The organism is Microbacterium sp. NPDC087589 (assembly GCF_044743635.1).
GTDB lineage: Bacteria > Actinomycetota > Actinomycetes > Actinomycetales > Microbacteriaceae > Microbacterium.
In genome coordinates this window covers 327,286-342,592 of record NZ_JBIUWV010000002.1, presented here as the reverse complement: position 1 = coordinate 342,592, position 15,307 = coordinate 327,286, and the positions used below count along the sequence as shown (strand labels likewise).

15 protein-coding genes and 1 other RNA gene are annotated in these 15,307 nt (G+C 68.8%); 4 read left to right on the top strand and 12 right to left on the bottom strand.

Annotation, left to right across the window (positions count from 1 at the left end):
• Positions 1 to 35: 35 nt before the first annotated feature.
• The 3 genes from ACIOU8_RS07655 to ffs form a co-directional block, all read right to left on the bottom strand.
• Entirely contained in the window at positions 36 to 779 is a 744-nt protein-coding gene (locus ACIOU8_RS07655) for a hypothetical protein (RefSeq protein ID WP_400787760.1), read from the bottom strand.
• The gene (locus ACIOU8_RS07650) at positions 776 to 1,393 is read right to left on the bottom strand and encodes a rhomboid family intramembrane serine protease (RefSeq protein WP_400787757.1); all 618 of its coding nucleotides are present in this window, start codon (positions 1,391 to 1,393) and stop codon (positions 776 to 778) included. Before ACIOU8_RS07650 ends, ACIOU8_RS07655 begins: the two co-directional genes overlap by 4 nt.
• A gap of 43 nt (positions 1,394 to 1,436) precedes the next feature.
• An RNA gene (gene ffs / locus ACIOU8_RS07645) (signal recognition particle sRNA small type) lies at positions 1,437 to 1,533 on the bottom strand.
• Between the two features lie 50 nt (positions 1,534 to 1,583).
• On the opposite strand from ffs, the gene ACIOU8_RS07640 reads away from it, so the two are divergent.
• The 4 genes from ACIOU8_RS07640 (at position 1,584) to ACIOU8_RS07625 (ending at position 9,065) form a co-directional block, all read left to right on the top strand.
• Entirely contained in the window at positions 1,584 to 4,487 is a 2,904-nt protein-coding gene (locus tag ACIOU8_RS07640) for a DEAD/DEAH box helicase family protein (RefSeq protein WP_400787754.1), read from the top strand.
• 118 nt (positions 4,488 to 4,605) lie between these two features.
• Positions 4,606 to 5,595: an AAA family ATPase gene (locus ACIOU8_RS07635; protein WP_400787751.1), complete on the top strand. Its 990-nt coding sequence runs from the start codon at positions 4,606 to 4,608 to the stop codon at positions 5,593 to 5,595.
• A gap of 13 nt (positions 5,596 to 5,608) precedes the next feature.
• Positions 5,609 to 6,820: a DUF58 domain-containing protein gene (locus tag ACIOU8_RS07630; protein WP_400787749.1), complete on the top strand. Its 1,212-nt coding sequence runs from the start codon at positions 5,609 to 5,611 to the stop codon at positions 6,818 to 6,820.
• The gene (locus tag ACIOU8_RS07625) at positions 6,807 to 9,065 is read left to right on the top strand and encodes a transglutaminaseTgpA domain-containing protein (protein WP_400787746.1); all 2,259 of its coding nucleotides are present in this window, start codon (positions 6,807 to 6,809) and stop codon (positions 9,063 to 9,065) included. The genes ACIOU8_RS07630 and ACIOU8_RS07625 overlap by 14 nt, the downstream gene beginning before the upstream one ends.
• A gap of 86 nt (positions 9,066 to 9,151) precedes the next feature.
• On the opposite strand, the gene ACIOU8_RS07620 is transcribed toward ACIOU8_RS07625, so the two are convergent.
• The 9 genes from ACIOU8_RS07620 to mpaA1 all read right to left on the bottom strand — a co-directional run bounded on the left by ACIOU8_RS07620 (position 9,152) and on the right by mpaA1 (position 15,307).
• Positions 9,152 to 10,042 (bottom strand): rhodanese-related sulfurtransferase, encoded by an 891-nt coding sequence (locus tag ACIOU8_RS07620; protein WP_400787744.1) that lies wholly within the window; start codon positions 10,040 to 10,042, stop codon positions 9,152 to 9,154.
• Between the two features lie 53 nt (positions 10,043 to 10,095).
• Positions 10,096 to 10,830 carry a hypothetical protein gene (locus ACIOU8_RS07615; protein WP_400787742.1) on the bottom strand — a complete coding sequence of 245 codons (735 nt, stop codon included), beginning with the start codon at positions 10,828 to 10,830 and terminating at the stop codon, positions 10,096 to 10,098.
• Positions 10,827 to 11,555: an ABC transporter permease gene (locus ACIOU8_RS07610; protein WP_400787740.1), complete on the bottom strand. Its 729-nt coding sequence runs from the start codon at positions 11,553 to 11,555 to the stop codon at positions 10,827 to 10,829. Before ACIOU8_RS07610 ends, ACIOU8_RS07615 begins: the two co-directional genes overlap by 4 nt.
• Positions 11,552 to 12,268 (bottom strand): ATP-binding cassette domain-containing protein, encoded by a 717-nt coding sequence (locus tag ACIOU8_RS07605; RefSeq protein ID WP_400787738.1) that lies wholly within the window; start codon positions 12,266 to 12,268, stop codon positions 11,552 to 11,554. The genes ACIOU8_RS07610 and ACIOU8_RS07605 overlap by 4 nt, the downstream gene beginning before the upstream one ends.
• A gap of 2 nt (positions 12,269 to 12,270) precedes the next feature.
• On the bottom strand, positions 12,271 to 13,878 hold the full coding sequence (gene mpaP, locus ACIOU8_RS07600; protein ID WP_400787736.1) for a daptide biosynthesis intramembrane metalloprotease: 1,608 nt from the start codon (positions 13,876 to 13,878) through the stop codon (positions 12,271 to 12,273).
• Positions 13,879 to 13,954: 76 nt separating this feature from the next.
• Positions 13,955 to 14,755 carry a daptide-type RiPP biosynthesis methyltransferase gene (gene mpaM, locus ACIOU8_RS07595; RefSeq protein WP_400787734.1) on the bottom strand — a complete coding sequence of 267 codons (801 nt, stop codon included), beginning with the start codon at positions 14,753 to 14,755 and terminating at the stop codon, positions 13,955 to 13,957.
• A 95-nt stretch (positions 14,756 to 14,850) separates the two neighbouring features.
• Entirely contained in the window at positions 14,851 to 14,970 is a 120-nt protein-coding gene (gene mpaA3, locus ACIOU8_RS07590; RefSeq protein ID WP_400787731.1) for an MpaA3 family daptide-type RiPP, read from the bottom strand.
• A gap of 36 nt (positions 14,971 to 15,006) precedes the next feature.
• The gene (mpaA2, locus tag ACIOU8_RS07585; protein WP_290159307.1) at positions 15,007 to 15,120 is read right to left on the bottom strand and encodes an MpaA2 family daptide-type RiPP; all 114 of its coding nucleotides are present in this window, start codon (positions 15,118 to 15,120) and stop codon (positions 15,007 to 15,009) included.
• 52 nt (positions 15,121 to 15,172) lie between these two features.
• Positions 15,173 to 15,307: an MpaA1 family daptide-type RiPP gene (mpaA1, locus tag ACIOU8_RS07580; protein WP_400787727.1), complete on the bottom strand. Its 135-nt coding sequence runs from the start codon at positions 15,305 to 15,307 to the stop codon at positions 15,173 to 15,175.

Here is a 15,307-nt window from a genome sequence, read left to right as displayed (position 1 = left end):
ATGATCTCGCTGGGTTGACAGCCGTGCGAAAACGCTCAGCAGGGCCTGGACAGAGCATCGACCACGGCCGTGGCATCCGCCGCGTAGCGCGTGTAGTACGCGGGGTCGAGGTTGATCTGCACCCGGTGGATCGCGAGCGACTGATCCATCGACTGCCAGTCGCGCACCTTCGCGAGCCGCTCGTAGAACAGAGTCGCAGCGGTGGCCGGGTCCATGCGCTGCTCGGCCGACCCCCACCAGTGCTGCTGCTGGAAGAGCCCGATGCTCGTCGTCCGGCTGCCGTCCGGGTTGGTGAACCCGCTCGTCTCCCAGTCTCCGTAGTCGATGTTGTTCAGGCTGCTCTCGCCCATCGCCGTCATCACCCCGAGGATCTGGCCGTCGCGACCGAAGCCGAGCGCCGTCGCCGTCTGCATGATGGTCGCGGCGTTCTCGAGCTGCTCGCCCCGCCACCCCTCGACGCCCGACTCGGGGAAGGTGGTCGGATCGGTGATGCAGATCGCCAGCGGCTTCTCGTGAGCGAGCCCCAGCGGAATCAGCACCGCGGCGAGCGCGACGACGATCACGGCCGCGGCGGACAGCGCGATACGACGCAGGAGCTTTGCACGCTGAATGCGCCGCTGCGCTCGTCGACGCGGCGACGCACGGCGCGTGCGCGACTGCTGACGGGTCGGCCGCTTCTTGCTCGCCGGCTTCCTGCCCGCCGGCTTCTTGACGCCCGATTTCTGGGCTGCGGGCTTCTTACGGGTCGCAGCGCCTCGGGTGCTCCTGGTCGTGCTCATGCGCCCCGGGTCTGGGTGCTGCCTCTGCCGACGAATGCGGCGATCCCGCCCCCGATCGCGCCGAACAGATGCGCCTGCCACGAGATGCCCTCGCGCACGCCGACGACCCCGGCGAGCATGGATCCGCCGTAGAGGCCGATGACGATGAGCGCGACGATCGCGTAGAGCACGCGGTGTGCGACCCGCCCCGGCGCGAAGACCCGCATCACGGTGTATCCGAAGTATCCGAAGACGAGACCGGACGCACCGACCGTCAACGCCCCCGGTGTATTCACGAGCCACGTGCCGAGACCGCCGATCACGGCGGCGAACGCGGTGACGATCCAGAACCGGCGTACGCCCTCGACGGCGACGAGGCAGCCGAGCACGAGCAGCGGCACGGTGTTGCCGATCAGGTGCGCCCAGTCCGCATGCAGCAGTGGCCCGACGACGATGCCGCCGAGGCCCGAGAGATCCCACGAACGGAGCCCGAAACCCGTGAAGGACCCGGGGAGGATCGCATCGACGAGCTGCACGGCCCACATCAGTGCGACCAGAAGAAGAGGCGCTGCGAAACGGCCGAGAGCACTGGAGCGCGGGGAATCGGCGGTGCTGATCACATCTGGCCTTGTCACGTCACGATCCTGTCAGGACTGCCCCGGAAGACGCTGACAAAAAGAAAGTGACTCTCCGCGCACCCAGCAGAGCCCGGTTACCCTTGCTGCGTTTCCGCCCTGGGGGAATTGGCCTGGATGCCGCCACGCGGAGAGCCGTCGACAAGTCTAGCCGATGTCCGGACCCGCTCTTTGACAGACTGGGCAGGTCATGGATTCCGTCACCGCCCCTCCCCTGTCGACGTGGCGCTTTCCGGGCACACTGCGCACCTACCAGGCCGAGGTGCTCGAGCGTCTCGCGCCGGGAGCAGCGGGTCCGCTGCACATCGTCGCCCCGCCCGGTTCCGGCAAGACCCTGCTCGGTCTGCTGCTCGCCGCGCGTGAGGGCCATCGAACCCTCGTGCTCTCGCCGACGGTGACGATCCGTCAACAGTGGGTGCGTACCGCGGAGTCGCTGGCGCCCGAGGCTGCGCCCATCTCGGACGACCCCGCGCAGATCGGAGATCTCACGGCGCTGACTTATCAGTTGCTCAGCGTGACCGGAGACGGTTCGCCCTTCGACGATCTCGCGCGCGCCGTGTGGGTGGAGGAGCTCACGGCACGTGGGCGCGCGGAGGCAGACGCGTCGACGTGGCTCGCCGAACTCGCGGTCGACAACCCGGGGCGGTATCGCACCGGCATCCGCACCCGCTCCCGGCGCCTGCGCTCGCGCTTCGCGAGGCGGCGACCCGCCGAACTCGCCCGCGTCCTGCATCCGAACGCCGTCGCCCTGATCGATCGACTCGTGGCCGCGGGTGTGCGCACGGTCGTACTCGACGAGTGCCATCATCTTCTCGATCACTGGGCCATCGTGGTCGCGTACCTCGCCGGTCGCATCCGCGAGAGCGGCGTCGAGCCCCTGCTGATCGGCCTGACCGCGACCCTTCCGTCTCCCGACGACGAGACCGAGTTCGAGAACTACAGCCAGCTGCTCGGCGAGGTCGACTACGAGGTGCCGACCCCCGCCGTGGTGAAGGAGGGCCATCTGGCCCCCTACCGCGATCACGTGCTGTTCACGGAACCCACGCCCGCAGAGGCCGGGTTCATCCGGCGGCACGAGGCACTGCTCCACGACATGATCACCCGGGTGCTCTCGACGCCCGACGCGGTGTCGTACCTCGAGCAGCAGCTGCAACCCGCGGAGGCCTCCGACGACGCGGCCGTATCGGCCACCCGCATCGACCGCGCGTTCTCGACGGACTTCACTCTCACGCGGTCCTGCGCTGTCGTGCTGCGGGAGGTCGCGCCCCGGCATCCGCTCATCGCCGCGATCCCGCCGGTACTGCTCGAGCGCTGCACCACCGATGATCTGCTCACGGTGCTCTCGCGTTTCGCTCAGGCACGGCTGCTGTCCGACCCCGCGGCCGCACGACAGTGGGAGCACGTCCGACGGTCTCTCGCAGACTTCGGCTACGCCCTCACCGACCGCGGCATCCGTCGGGGCCGCAACCCGGTGGAGAGCACCCTGGCGTTCTCGGCGGCGAAAGACCATGCTGCGGTCGACATCCTCCGCCGGGAGCTCGACGGCCCCGACGGCGACCGCATCCGCGCCGTCGTCGTCACCGACTTCGTCGAGCACGGCAACAACCGCGGCCTGGCCGGCGACGCACCGGCAGGCGCGCTGCGCACATTCGACCTGCTCTCGGTCGACGACGTCACCGCCGCCCTGCGCCCTGTGCTGCTCACTGCTCAGCATCTGCGCGTCCGCGCGGATGATGCCGTCGTCCTCGCCGATGCCCTGGCCGATCTGCTCGGAGAGCCCGTCGACGTCGCCGAGGGCACCGGGCCGGTGCGCGATCTCGAGGTGCGGGGCGTCGGGAGCGGGCGCGTCGTCGCCGCGGTGTCGGAGCTGATCCGCCGCGGTGATGTGCGGCTGCTCGTCGGCACCCGCGGGCTGCTGGGCGAAGGCTGGGACTGCCCGGCGGTCAACACCCTCATCGACCTCACGACCGTGGCGACCTCATCGGGCACGCAGCAGCTCCGGGGCCGTACCCTGCGCCTGGATCCCGCCTGGCCCGAGAAGGTCGCGCACAACTGGTCGGTCGTGTGCCTGATCCCCTCGGATGTCGACCTCGACGACTCATCCGAGTCCGCTCGACTGCGCCGTCGGCACTCGCACCTGTGGGGCCTGAGCGCCGACGGCGACGGTCGGATCGTGAGCGGACTCGGCCATGCGCTCCCCACCACGGCTTTCGACGCGTGGCACCGTGTGCTCGACAAGGACAGGTCGACCTCCATAGGCGATCTCGACGCGCTGCTGCGTGAACGATGGCCGACACGGAGCAGCACCAGGAGCGAGTGGCGGATCGGCGAGCGCTACGAACCGCGTGAACGCCAGGTCGTGGCGGTGCGCCGCACCCCGCGCGCACCGCTGCTGCGCACTGCGCAGGCAGCGCGCGCCGGCGCAGTGGGAGCATTCGTCGCCGGAACGGCCGGAGCGGGCGGGCTCGTCGGCGTGCTGATCGCATCGGGGGCCGATGTCCCCCCGCTGGTCTGGACCGCGCTCGCGCTCGGCGGTGGCACCGTCGCTGCCACAGTCTCCTCGCTGCGGATGCTCGCCCGGCTGCTGCGCGACCGTCGGCGACCGGCCGAGATCTACCGGTCGGCGGCGATCGCCGTCGCCCGCACCCTGCAGGATGCGGAGCGGATCGGGCGCATCGACGAGGCCGTGATCGTGGCTCGACCGGACACCGCCGATCCGACCCGCATCCACATCGAGCTGGGAGGCTCGGCCGTCGACGCGCGCGCGATCGCGGATGCCGTCGAAGAGCTGTTCGCGCCGGTGCGCACTGCGCGTTTCCTGCTGCGCATCGACTCAGCGGGACTGCCACGACTGCGGCTGCTCGAACGACTCGCCGACCGCCTCTCCCCCGGTCGCACCCTGCTCGCGGTGCCCCGATCGATCGCCCGCCGCCGGGGCGACGCCGAACGCTTCCGCGAGCACTGGCAGGCGCTGATCGGCACCTGCACGCTGCACGAGCTCACCGGGATGCAGGGACTCGCACTGTTGCGGGTCGCTCGCAGCGCCGACGACCGACTCGACCGCGCTGAACCCCGAGCCCGCGTGTGGGGCTGAAGGCCGCGACCACGGCGGCGCCGTGCCGCGGAGCCGGAGGACGGTTCCCACCCCATCCGTAGACAGCCGGGTTACGATCGGATCACGCGCACCGCAGCGCCCACGTGAGAGGGAACGCATGCCAGAGAACCCGCCCCTGACCCCGGCCATCGTCAACGCAGAGCAGTTCGCCGCGCAGACGTCGGCCATCGTCGAGTCTGTCGGACGGGTGATCGACGGAAAGCCGGATGCCGTGCGGAGCGCGCTCGTGTGCCTGCTCGCCGAGGGACACCTGCTGATCGAGGACGTGCCGGGAGTGGGAAAGACGGTGCTGGCACGCGCGCTGGCCGCGAGCGTGGACGCCACTGTCCGCCGCATCCAGTTCACCCCTGACCTCCTTCCCGGTGATGTGACAGGTGTGAGCGTGTACAACCCCGTCGATCGGGAGTTCGAGTTCAAGCGCGGCGCGGTGTTCGCACACATCGTGATCGCGGACGAGATCAACCGCTCGTCTCCCAAGACGCAGTCGGCACTGCTCGAAGCCATGGAAGAGGGGCAGGTGACGGTCGACGGATCGACGCACATGCTTCCCGACCCCTTCCTGGTCGTGGCGACGCAGAATCCGCTCGAGATGGAGGGCACCTACGCGCTGCCCGAAGCTCAGCGCGACCGCTTCATGATGCGCATCTCCATGGGCTACCCCGATGCGGCGGCCGAAGCCCTCATGCTCCGTCAGCGCGACACCGTGAACCCGCTCGCCGCGGTGCGAGCCGTCGCGAACGCGGCGTCGATCTCGGGGCTGATCGCCTGGGCCCGTTCGGTGCACGTCGCCCCGGCTCTCGAGGAGTACACGGTCGCCCTCGCCCAGGCCACCCGCGCAGACCCCAACCTGCACCTGGGTGCGAGTCCGAGGGCGACCCTGCAGCTGATCCGGGCCGCGAAGGTGTGGGCGGCGCTCGATGGACGCGACTTCGTGATCCCCGACGACGTCACAGCGCTGATCATCCCTGTGCTCGCGCACCGTCTCCTTCCCGCACGCGGAGCGCACCGCGCCGGAGCGCAGCCCGTCGAGGCGGCCCTGCGACAGATCGTCGAGCGCGTGCGGGTGCCCGTGACCGCTCGCTCCTGACCCCTCGCTCGCCATGCCCCGCCGTCGAACCCTCACCCTTCGGGGCACGGGTGCGCTCCTCTCCGGTCTCGGCTGCCTGATCGCGGCGAACATGGTCGGCGCACCGATCCTCCTCTACATCGGCGTCCTCCTTCTCGCTCTCACCGTGCTCTCGGTGCTGGTCGTGCGGCTGCCACGCCGCGCAGGTTCCGTCACCCGTCAGGTCTCGACCGACCTGCTCACAGTGTCGGAGACGTCTCGCGTCACACTGCGCTTCACTCTGCGTGCCCTGCGGGTTCCCCGAGGTCTCTGGCGCGACGTGCTCCCGTCCGCGGTCACCGGCGACTCGGCCGGCGAGTACCCGTCGGAGACCGGCCAGCTGAGCTACCTGATCACCGGTGTGCGACGCGGTGTCTGGCCGATCGGGCCACTGGTACTGCGAACGGTCGACCCGTTCGGCCTCGCCCAGCGTGAGCAGGCATTCGGCGAGACCCGCTCTGTGACGGTCGTTCCCGAGGTGTTCACGCTCGCACCGCTGACCGTCAAGGTCGGCGCCGCCGGCGGCACCGCGCACACCTCGTCGAGCCGACTCGGACAGGGCAGCGACAACCTGTCGCCGCGACGCTACATCTCCGGCGACTCGATGCGACGCATCCACTGGCGAGCGACCGCGCACCGCGGACAGCTGATGGTGCGCCAGGAAGAAGAGGAGTCGAGCCCCGACGCTCTCGTGATCCTCGACCGCAGCGCCTCGCGCTGGGCGCGCCCCGGTGACGAGGAGGATCCAGACTTCGAGACCGCCGTGTCGATGTGCGCCTCCGTCGCCGTGCATCTCGTGCAGGAGGGCTACGGGGTCGACGTGATCGACAGCAGCGGGACTCTGCTGGGCACCCTGCGCGGTCACGAGGACGACCGCGACGGTCTGCTCGTCGCCCTCGCGCTGGTCGGCCCCCGCGGCGACGCCCGCGACATCATGACACTGATCGGCGGCACCCCTCCCGGTCCGCTCGTCTACATCACCGGCGAGATCGACGAAGAGGATGCCGCGCTGCTGCGCCCGTCCGGCGCCGCGGCGCCGATGCTGTTCGCGACCGCGCCGCACCGCGGGGCCGCAGCAGCAGCCGAGCAGCACGGCTGGCGCTTCGCACGGCTGGGGGACGACGTCGCAGAGGCGTGGGAAGACGTGCTGCCCGACCGCATCGGCGGCACCGCCGAGCAGCGGGGAGCGACCGATGTCACGAGCTGAGCGAAGCGCCGAACGCCGATCCCGCCTGTCGTGGCACCGTGAGCACGAGCTGCCCGTCGGAACGGTCGTGCCGTCGGTGCTGGCGGCGGCCGCCGGGCTCGTCGCGATGTGGCCGTTCACGTCGGTCATCGAACCAGGCAGCTGGTCGTTCGCCGTCCTGGCGGTGATCGTCGTCACCGCGCTCGCCGGCATGACGTCGCGCACCCTGATGCGCGGCCGTCCGGCCTGGGCACGCGACCTCGTCTCCATCGCCGTGCAGATCCTGGCGGTGATGGGCGCCGTGACCCTGCTCGTCGCCGGTGACACCGCGGTGTTCGGCCTCATCCCCACCGAGGCGACCTTCTTCACTTTCCAGGCACTCGGAGCCGCGGCGTGGGAGGAGATCGCCTTCGGGTCTGCGCCGCTCGCCGCCTCCCCCGGACTCGAAGCCGTGATGGGCGTCGGCTTCGGCATCGTCGCCATCCTGCTCGACCAACTGGTCGCGCAGCGCGGAGCGATCCTCGCCAGTCTTCTCACAGCCGTCGTGGGATCCATGCCGATGATCGTCACCCTCGGCGGGGTCAACGTCGTCTGGTTCGTGATGCTCGGCATCCTGATCCTCGTCATGCTTCGGTATACGGCGGCGCAGAACACCGAATCACCCCGACGGACGTCCGTGGCGGTCGCCGCGGGCGTCGGCGTCGCAGCGCTGGCGGCGACCGTGATCATCGCACCGACCCTGCCTGTCTCGGCGAACCTGGCGGGCACAGGCACGGGCGTCACTGTCGACGCGTCGCTGCGGCTCGGCGATGACCTGCGACAGCCGAACCCGGTCGAGGTGCTCACGGTGGCGACGACGGCGGACACCGCGCCCTACCTGCGGCTCACGACGCTGTCGGCGTTCGACGGCCGCGTGTGGGAGCCGGATCGCGGTGACCTGCAGGCGCAGAGCGAGGGATTCGGCCCCGCCGAGTGGACAGAGGACATCGAGACCACCGACCAGAACACCTCCATCAGGATCATCCGGATGTCGAGCGCCTGGCTTCCGGTGCCCTACCCCGCCACGAGCGTGCAGGGGCTCCCCTCGGCCTGGCGGGTGAGCCCCGAGAACCGCACTCTCGCATCTCGCAGCGCGGATGCCGTCGGCAACGACTACACGGTGCGGTCGCTCGAGGTGTCGCCGACTCTCGAGCAGATCCGCGGGCTCCCCGCCGCTGCGCCGATCATCGACCCCGACACGGAACCCGTCGAGCTGCCTGAGGTGATCGGCGAGACGGCCGCCGATGTCACCGCTGACGCCACGAACGACTACGACCGACTGATCGCGCTGCAGTCGTGGTTCCGGAGTCAGTTCGCCTACTCGTTGGAGACCCCGGTCGACGAGGGCTTCGACGGCACCGGCGCCGACGCGGTCGCGCGGTTCCTCGATGTGCGATCGGGATACTGCATCCACTTCGCCGGCGCGTTCGCGCTCATGGCCGAGAGCCTCGACATGGAGGTGCGCATCGTCGTCGGCTATCTCCCGGGTGCGCTGACCGAGACCACCCGCGGCGACGATGAAGCCGTGTACTCGGTCTCCAGCGACCAGCTGCACTCGTGGCCCGAGGTTCTCTTCCCCGGCGTCGGATGGGTGCCCTTCGAGCCGACCGCTTCACTCGGGGTTCCCACGGCGTTCAGCGCTGCCGCGACCGAAGGCGGAGGTTCGGGCGGCGCTGCCACTCCGGCTCCGACGGCCGCCCCCAGCACCGAGCAGACCTCAGGACCGGAGCTCGAGCGTGAAGACGCGGGCGACAACGCGGGGGCGGCCTCAGAGCTCCGGCGCTTGGACCCCACCCCCGTCGTGCTGACGACGCTCGGTGTGCTGGCGGTGCTGCTGCTGCCCGCATTCGCCCGTCTCGCACTGCGCGTGGCCCGACGCGGGCGCGCACGACGCGGTGACGCGGGGGCGGCCTGGGCCGAGCTGCGGGCAACCATGCAGGATCTCCGCGTGCCGCTGTCGGATGCCGAGACGCCGCGTATGCGCGGCGACGATCTCGTCAGGGACAGCCGTGTGGATGCCGACGCCATGAGGGTGCTCGTCGCCGCAGTCGAGCGGGCCAGCTATGCGCGTCCCTCGGCGGACGCCGCGCGAGATCTCGACGCCGCCCTCGTCGAGGTGACGGTGCAGTTGCGCCGCAGCGTCGACAGGTGGACGAGGCTGCACGCGTTCCTGCTTCCGCGATCGCTCTTCGCGAGTCGACGCACCGACGTGCTGCTGCTCACCTGAGGTCGTCGCGACGCGACGCGACGCGTCGTCGGTGGCGGCGCAGCGCGTCTTCGGCGGCGGTGCAGGCGGCGGCTCAGGCGGAGGGATCAGGCCGCGTGCTGCTCGCAGCGCACGGAGTCGCAGGATTCGCAGACCACGAACTGGGTGCGGCACGACAGGTCGGGGCAGTTCGCGGTCCGCTTCGTCGCCGTGCCGCATCCGGCGCACTCGCCGATGACGGCCGCGTGGTCGGAGAAGTCGACGGATCCGCGCTTGTCGAACACGTAGAGCGAGCCCTCCCACAGGCCGTCGTCGCCGTACTGCTCTCCATAGCGGACGATGCCGCCTTCGAGCTGGTACACCTCGCCGAACCCGCGTGCGGTCATGAGGCTCGAGAGCACCTCGCAGCGGATTCCGCCTGTGCAGTAGGTGACGACCGGCTTGCCCTTGAGCTCGTCGTACGCCCCGGAGTCGAGCAGCTGCACGAAGTCGCGCGTGGTCTCCGTGTCGGGAACGACGGCTCCGCGGAAGCGGCCGATCTGCGCCTCGAGCGCGTTGCGGCCGTCGAAGAAGACGACGTCGTCACCGCGCTCCCCCATCAGCTCGTGCAGTTCTTCGGGGGTCAGCCGCGTTCCGCCTCCGACGACGCCCTGTTCGTCGACGCGCAGCTCGCCCGGCGCTCCGAACGACACGACTTCGTCGCGCACTTTGACGCTGAGCTTCGGAAAGTCGACACTGCGACCATCGGCGTCGACGCCGGTGCCCTCGCTCCATTTGATGTCGGCGTGAGAGAAGGGAGCGTAGGACCGGAACGACCGCGCCCATTTCTTGAGCGCCGGCAGATCACCGCCGAGCGTGCCGTTGACTCCGTCCTTCGAGATCAGGAGCCGGCCACGCAGCCCGAGGACTTCGCCGAGGTCGCGCTGCCACACCCGGATCGCGTCCGGATCGGCGAGCGGGGTGAAGACGTAGAAGAGGACGATCTTGGGTGTTGCCACCCAGCGATTTTACGTCGGCCACCTGACCGCCCGCCTTCACGGCCCCGAGGCTGCTACTTCACGTCGCGCTTCATGAACGACAGTCCCGCAGCGATGAGCGCGCCGAGAACCCAGGCAGCCGTCACCAGCACAGCCACCCGGCTGTCGATCCCCTCGTTCGGCAGGATCCCCAGGGCGGAGACATCGAACCGCAGAGCTTCGAGCATCGCGAGGAGAGGGAGGTACGCAGCGCCGGGTCCCCAGAAGATCGCCAGGAGAACTGCCACGCTCATCGACATCGGAGCCACGAAGAGAGCGACGAGATGAGCCTGCACGACGACTCCCACTCCCATTCCCCAGACTCCTGCCAGCGCTCCGAGACTCAGGGTGGACCCGACCGACGCCCACTCCAGTGGAAGACCGCCCATGGCCACCGTGAGCGCTGCGTGTCCGCCGACGGAACCGGCGAGAGCCACGATCGCTCCGCCGACGGCGGAGGCGAGCAGCCTGACGAGAAAAGTCGCCCACCGAGGCTGCAGCATCAGACGCTGGGCGACGACACCGTCTCGGCGATCGACGGTGTAGCGGAATGCCCCGTAGGCGGCCGCGAGAACTGCTCCATACGTCGCGAGCACCGATTCGTACGGCGCCGCGAGAGCGGCTCGGACGTCAGCCGGTGCATCTGCGAGTTCTGGTGGGATGTTGGTGGCCACCGACAGCGAGAGCACGAACCCTGCGACCACCACCCAGACAAGAACGACATCGCCCGCGAAGCCGCGGGCCTGAGCGCGGAAGGCCCGGCCGATCACACGACCTTCCTTCGCCCTGTTCCCCATGCGGCGGCGACCAGACCGGCTGCCCACGCGAGCGCGAGGCAGAGGGCGGGCGCGAATTCGAGCAGTCGGTCCTGGTATCCGGGAACGCCCAGCGCGGCCAGTACCAGCCCGGGCGAGAACTTCGCCAGCTCCGGCGCAGTGCGCAGCAGGGCGAACTCCACGACCATCGGAAGAACGAGGACGATCGCTGCGGTCACGTAGTAGTTCCTGGTGATCCAGCCGATGGCGCCTCCGATGAATGCACCGAGAACCACCCCGACGAGCGCACCCGCGTAGATGCGCCACGCGCCCCCGGTGAGCGCGAGCGTCAGTCCGTTCTGAGCCAGGAGGACGAAGACGCCCGCCGTCCAGACCACGAAGATGCAGAGCGACAGCGCGACCGCGACGACGGCACCGGCGACGAGCTTTCCCGAGAAGGCGCGCGGGAAACCGACTCCGGTGAGCGTTCTGTCCATCGAGCCGTAATAGCACTCGCGGGTGACACCGTAGGCGCCGATGAACGCCGCGGAGATGGCCGACCAGGCGAGCGGCTCAAGAAGCAGGGCGGTGGCCGCAGCGGGATCGAGACCCACGAGGTCGAATCGCGAACCGTCCGAGAACAGCACGAAGACCGGCATCAGGACGGCCACGAGGTATACCGCCAGAATGGACGACCCGCTCACTGAGCGCAGTGTTTCGCTTCGGATGGTGTCTTTCATGCGGATGCTCCTTCGACGAGATCGAAGTACTTGCTCTCGAGCGAATCGGCGTCGCTCGTCACGAGGTCGCCGAGCCTCCCGGCGAAGAGCGCACGCCGCTTGATGACGACCACCTCGTCCACGACCTGCTCGAGCTCGGACAGCTGGTGACTGGCGATCAGGACGGTGCCGCCGCGTTCCGCATACCCGCGCAGGAACCTGCGAAGCCAGCGGATGCCGTCGGGATCGAGCCCGTTGGCCGGCTCGTCCAGGATGAGTGTCCGTGGTGAGCCGATGAGGGCAGCGGCCAGTCCGAGTCGCTGGGTCATCCCCGTCGAGAAGGTCTTGACACGGCGACGGGCATCCGCCGCGAGCCCGACCTCCTCGAGCACGTCGTCGACTCGTCCGCGAGGCGCTCCGGCCGCGAGCCGGCAGATCTCGAGATGCCGCCGGGCGGTGATGCCACCCTCGAAGCCGAATCCGTCCATGTGGACACCGACGTGAGACGCGGGATTGTCGAGCGCGGAGAACGGCCTGCCGTCGATGAGGCTGTCGCCGATCGTCGGCTTCAGCAGGCCGACGATCGTTCGCAGAGTCGTCGACTTGCCCGCGCCATTGGGCCCCAGAAGGCCGACGATCGACCCGTACGGCACAGCGAACGACAGCTCTTCGACCGCAGTCCGATCTCCGTATCTCTTCGTGAGTCCTCGAACCTCGATCGCATGGTCGCGCATCTTCATTCCTTTCCCACCTCTCCGCTCTGAAGGGATGACAGTGGCATCGCCACACCGGTCGCCCAGAGCGTCTGCCACAGACTTCTCATACCGAGTTCGATTCGCGCCTGCCCGGTCGCAGGCAGGGAGCGGCTCTCCTCGGCCATGTCCACCCCGGCGATGATCACCGCGGGGACCGTCACACCGTCCGCCGTGATCGGGAACAGCGCCTCGAGCGGCACCGTCATCGGTTCCGATCGCCGCGACCTGACTGTTCCTTCACCGACCTGCTCATTCGCGAGGATGCCGTTGCTCAGCAGGACCACGGGGGCGCCCTCGGGGACGTCTGCCCCGACCGCGTCGCCGGTGTCGCCGGCGTGCAGAAGCACCACGCGGTCGTCGTGCGCGGTGAAGCCGAAGGTGGCTGTCACGGGCACGGGGATAACGGCACCGGCGATCACGATGCTCGTGACCAGTGCCGTGACGACGGATCCGAATCGGATCCGCGACACACCCGAGCGGAGCACACGACGAAGGGCCCTGGCGAGAATCACGACACCTGCGAGAACGACGATGCCCTCGAGCGCGACGACGAGAACGCCGAGGATCGGTCCGCCGCCCGCGAGTGCTCGAGCTATGCGGGCGACGGCGAACACCACCAGCACGACCGGAGTGGCGAGACACGCAAGTCCGAACGGCACACTCCACCACGTGTCCAGACGCTTGGTCCTCCGCCGACCTCCGAACAGCAGACCGGTCAGGAAGTCCGATCCATCGTGGATCGCCCGAGCCCTCAGGTTCGGCTCGTCCAGCGCACTCATGAGCGCGATGTACCCGTCGAACCGCACGAAGGGGATCAGATTGATGAGGACGATGGCGCCGCACGAGACGGCGAGGAGCAGCGCGGTCTGGTGGAGCACGGGTTGTGAGAGCGTGAGCGCGACGATGAGCGCGATCGAGCCGACGGCGGCGTGCACCCCTGGCCCCGCCAGCGCGATGGCGACGCGCTGCCGGCGTTGCGGGAGCCGCCACCCGTCCGTCACGTCCACGAAGAACGCCGGGCTGAGGTAGAAGAGCATGAAGCCCGCCCGGCGGGGCCTGCCGCCGAACCTCATGAGCGTGACGCCGTGAGCGCTCTCGTGGAGCAGAGTCATGAGCGAGAGCACGATGACGAGATACACCAGTGCGACGAGCGGCACCGGCGTGGTGAGGGCGGCCCACAGTTCTTCGGCCTGAGCCGACGCGGCGAGGAATCCCAGGCAGAGCAGAATCGCAACCGACCCCAGAACTGCTCGGCCTGAGAGCGGGACGACCAGTCGCTCGAGACGACCGAAGATGGCGGGTGCGCGAAGCGTCGCGATCTGCAGAGTGAAAGGGGGCCGATAGACCACTCGGCCGGGTGGGAGCTTGTCGTCGCCCTCGAGGAGTCCACAGGCGCGGAACCGCCCGGCCAGTTGCAGAAAGTGCTCCCACGACTCGGATGGGGCGAAGCGCCGGTGCAGATCGTGCAGTGCAGTCTCGCCGTTCATCGCTCGCAGCAGGTCGACGACCGCCTGAGAGACCCGCGATGACGGCACTCCGTGCAGCATCGCGATCCATGCCCCGTCTTCGTCCGCCTGTTCGAAGTCCACGCCGGATGCGAGGAGGGGTCGCGAGTCGGCAGCGAGCACATCTTCCCCTGACCGAGACTGTCGGCGTCGAGGGAGGCTACCGGGACGCATCGTCATCCCTTGCCTCCGCGCACCCTGTGCGGGTGGTGGTCAGAAGAACGATGTCCTCTCCACCGAGCGTTCGAACAGGAGAGACGGCCGGAGGGGCGAATCCCGCGTGGATGAGTTCTCGCGAGAGGACCCCGTGGTCGAGCACTCTCAGACGGCTCGTGAGCACTGTCACTTCGCCGCCCTCCGTCAGGTCGGCGACGCGGACCCAGTTGACCAGCCGCGCCGCGCCGTCCTCTTCCACCTGCTGAGAGAACAGGTAGGTCTCGGCGCCGTCGGGACCGGGTACCTCGATCTCTCGGTCTCTCGACACCGAGAAGCTCTCCGCGGAGGCGTCTCCGGCAACGGTGAAGGCGAAGACGCCGCGAACCGCGAGGTGACGTCGTACATTCGCGTAGAGGAGGGACCTCCCCGCGCGGTCGAGCAACGTGATGGAGGTGGCTCCGATGATCACGAGCCCGAACTGCCGGGGCAGCGAGAAGTCGCGCATGTCTGCGACGACGCATTCCAACATCGCGTGGTCCGGCAGCGTTCGACGAAGACGGGATAGCATGTCATCGGAAAGATCGATCGCAGTCACCCGCTTGCCCGATCTCACCAGCGGGACGGTCAACCTCCCCGTCCCGGCCGCAACGTCGAGGATCGGCCCCTCGGCGTCTCTCGCGAGCGCGAGCACCTCTCTGATCTCCGCACGGTCGGACCCGACCAGCCGATCGTAGAAGTCGGTGCCGGCACCCGAATACAGATCTTGCTCCCTGGGCACCGCTCCGATCAGGTGGAGCCTCGCCACTACGGCGTCAGTAAGAGAACTGGACATTCACGCATCACCTCTCAGCGGAGAAAAAATGGGGTGCGGGTGCGTTGCACCCACCCGCACCCCTTCGGTCAGGTCGCGATCGCTGCCGCACCGCCGATGATGGCGATGATGTAGCTCGCGTGCTCCCACCATTCGAGTGGCGCATCGATGTGATCGAGCTCCACGAACTCGAGCGATTTCGTCTGCATTTCCTACCTCCTCGGTACGCCTTGCGAAGGCGGATCCTATGTCAGGGCGATGATTCCGATGATCACTCCGACGGCGAATCCGCGGGTCCAATCAAGGGCGTCATCCGGCGCCTCCATGGCCTCGAGTTCGGTGAACTCGAGGGTCGGCATTGCTGCGTGCATACTCACCTCCCTCCCATTTCGTTCTGTCCGCTCGACAGGGTCACGTCGCAGCGGCGGCGCCGATCCCTATCAGCACCAGCGCACTGATCGCGCCCCGATAGAAGCTCTCCCAACTGGGGGCATCCATTCCCTCCAGTTCTTGGAACTGGATTCGTGTCTCCACGCTGTCGTTCAT

Bases quoted from the DNA above. Each gene is read 5' to 3' on its own strand.
- ACIOU8_RS07655 (WP_400787760.1), bottom strand. From the start codon at position 779: ATGAGCACGACCAGGAGCACCCGAGGCGCTGCGACCCGTAAGAAGCCC.
- ACIOU8_RS07640 (WP_400787754.1), top strand. From the start codon at position 1,584: ATGGATTCCGTCACCGCCCCTCCCCTGTCGACGTGGCGCTTTCCGGGC.
- ACIOU8_RS07635 (WP_400787751.1), top strand. From the start codon at position 4,606: ATGCCAGAGAACCCGCCCCTGACCCCGGCCATCGTCAACGCAGAGCAG.
- ACIOU8_RS07630 (WP_400787749.1), top strand. From the start codon at position 5,609: ATGCCCCGCCGTCGAACCCTCACCCTTCGGGGCACGGGTGCGCTCCTC.
- ACIOU8_RS07625 (WP_400787746.1), top strand. From the start codon at position 6,807: ATGTCACGAGCTGAGCGAAGCGCCGAACGCCGATCCCGCCTGTCGTGG.
- ACIOU8_RS07610 (WP_400787740.1), bottom strand. From the start codon at position 11,555: ATGAAAGACACCATCCGAAGCGAAACACTGCGCTCAGTGAGCGGGTCG.
- ACIOU8_RS07605 (WP_400787738.1), bottom strand. From the start codon at position 12,268: ATGCGCGACCATGCGATCGAGGTTCGAGGACTCACGAAGAGATACGGA.
- mpaA3 (WP_400787731.1), bottom strand. From the start codon at position 14,970: ATGCAGACGAAATCGCTCGAGTTCGTGGAGCTCGATCACATCGATGCG.
- mpaA2 (WP_290159307.1), bottom strand. From the start codon at position 15,120: ATGCCGACCCTCGAGTTCACCGAACTCGAGGCCATGGAGGCGCCGGAT.
- mpaA1 (WP_400787727.1), bottom strand. From the start codon at position 15,307: ATGAACGACAGCGTGGAGACACGAATCCAGTTCCAAGAACTGGAGGGA.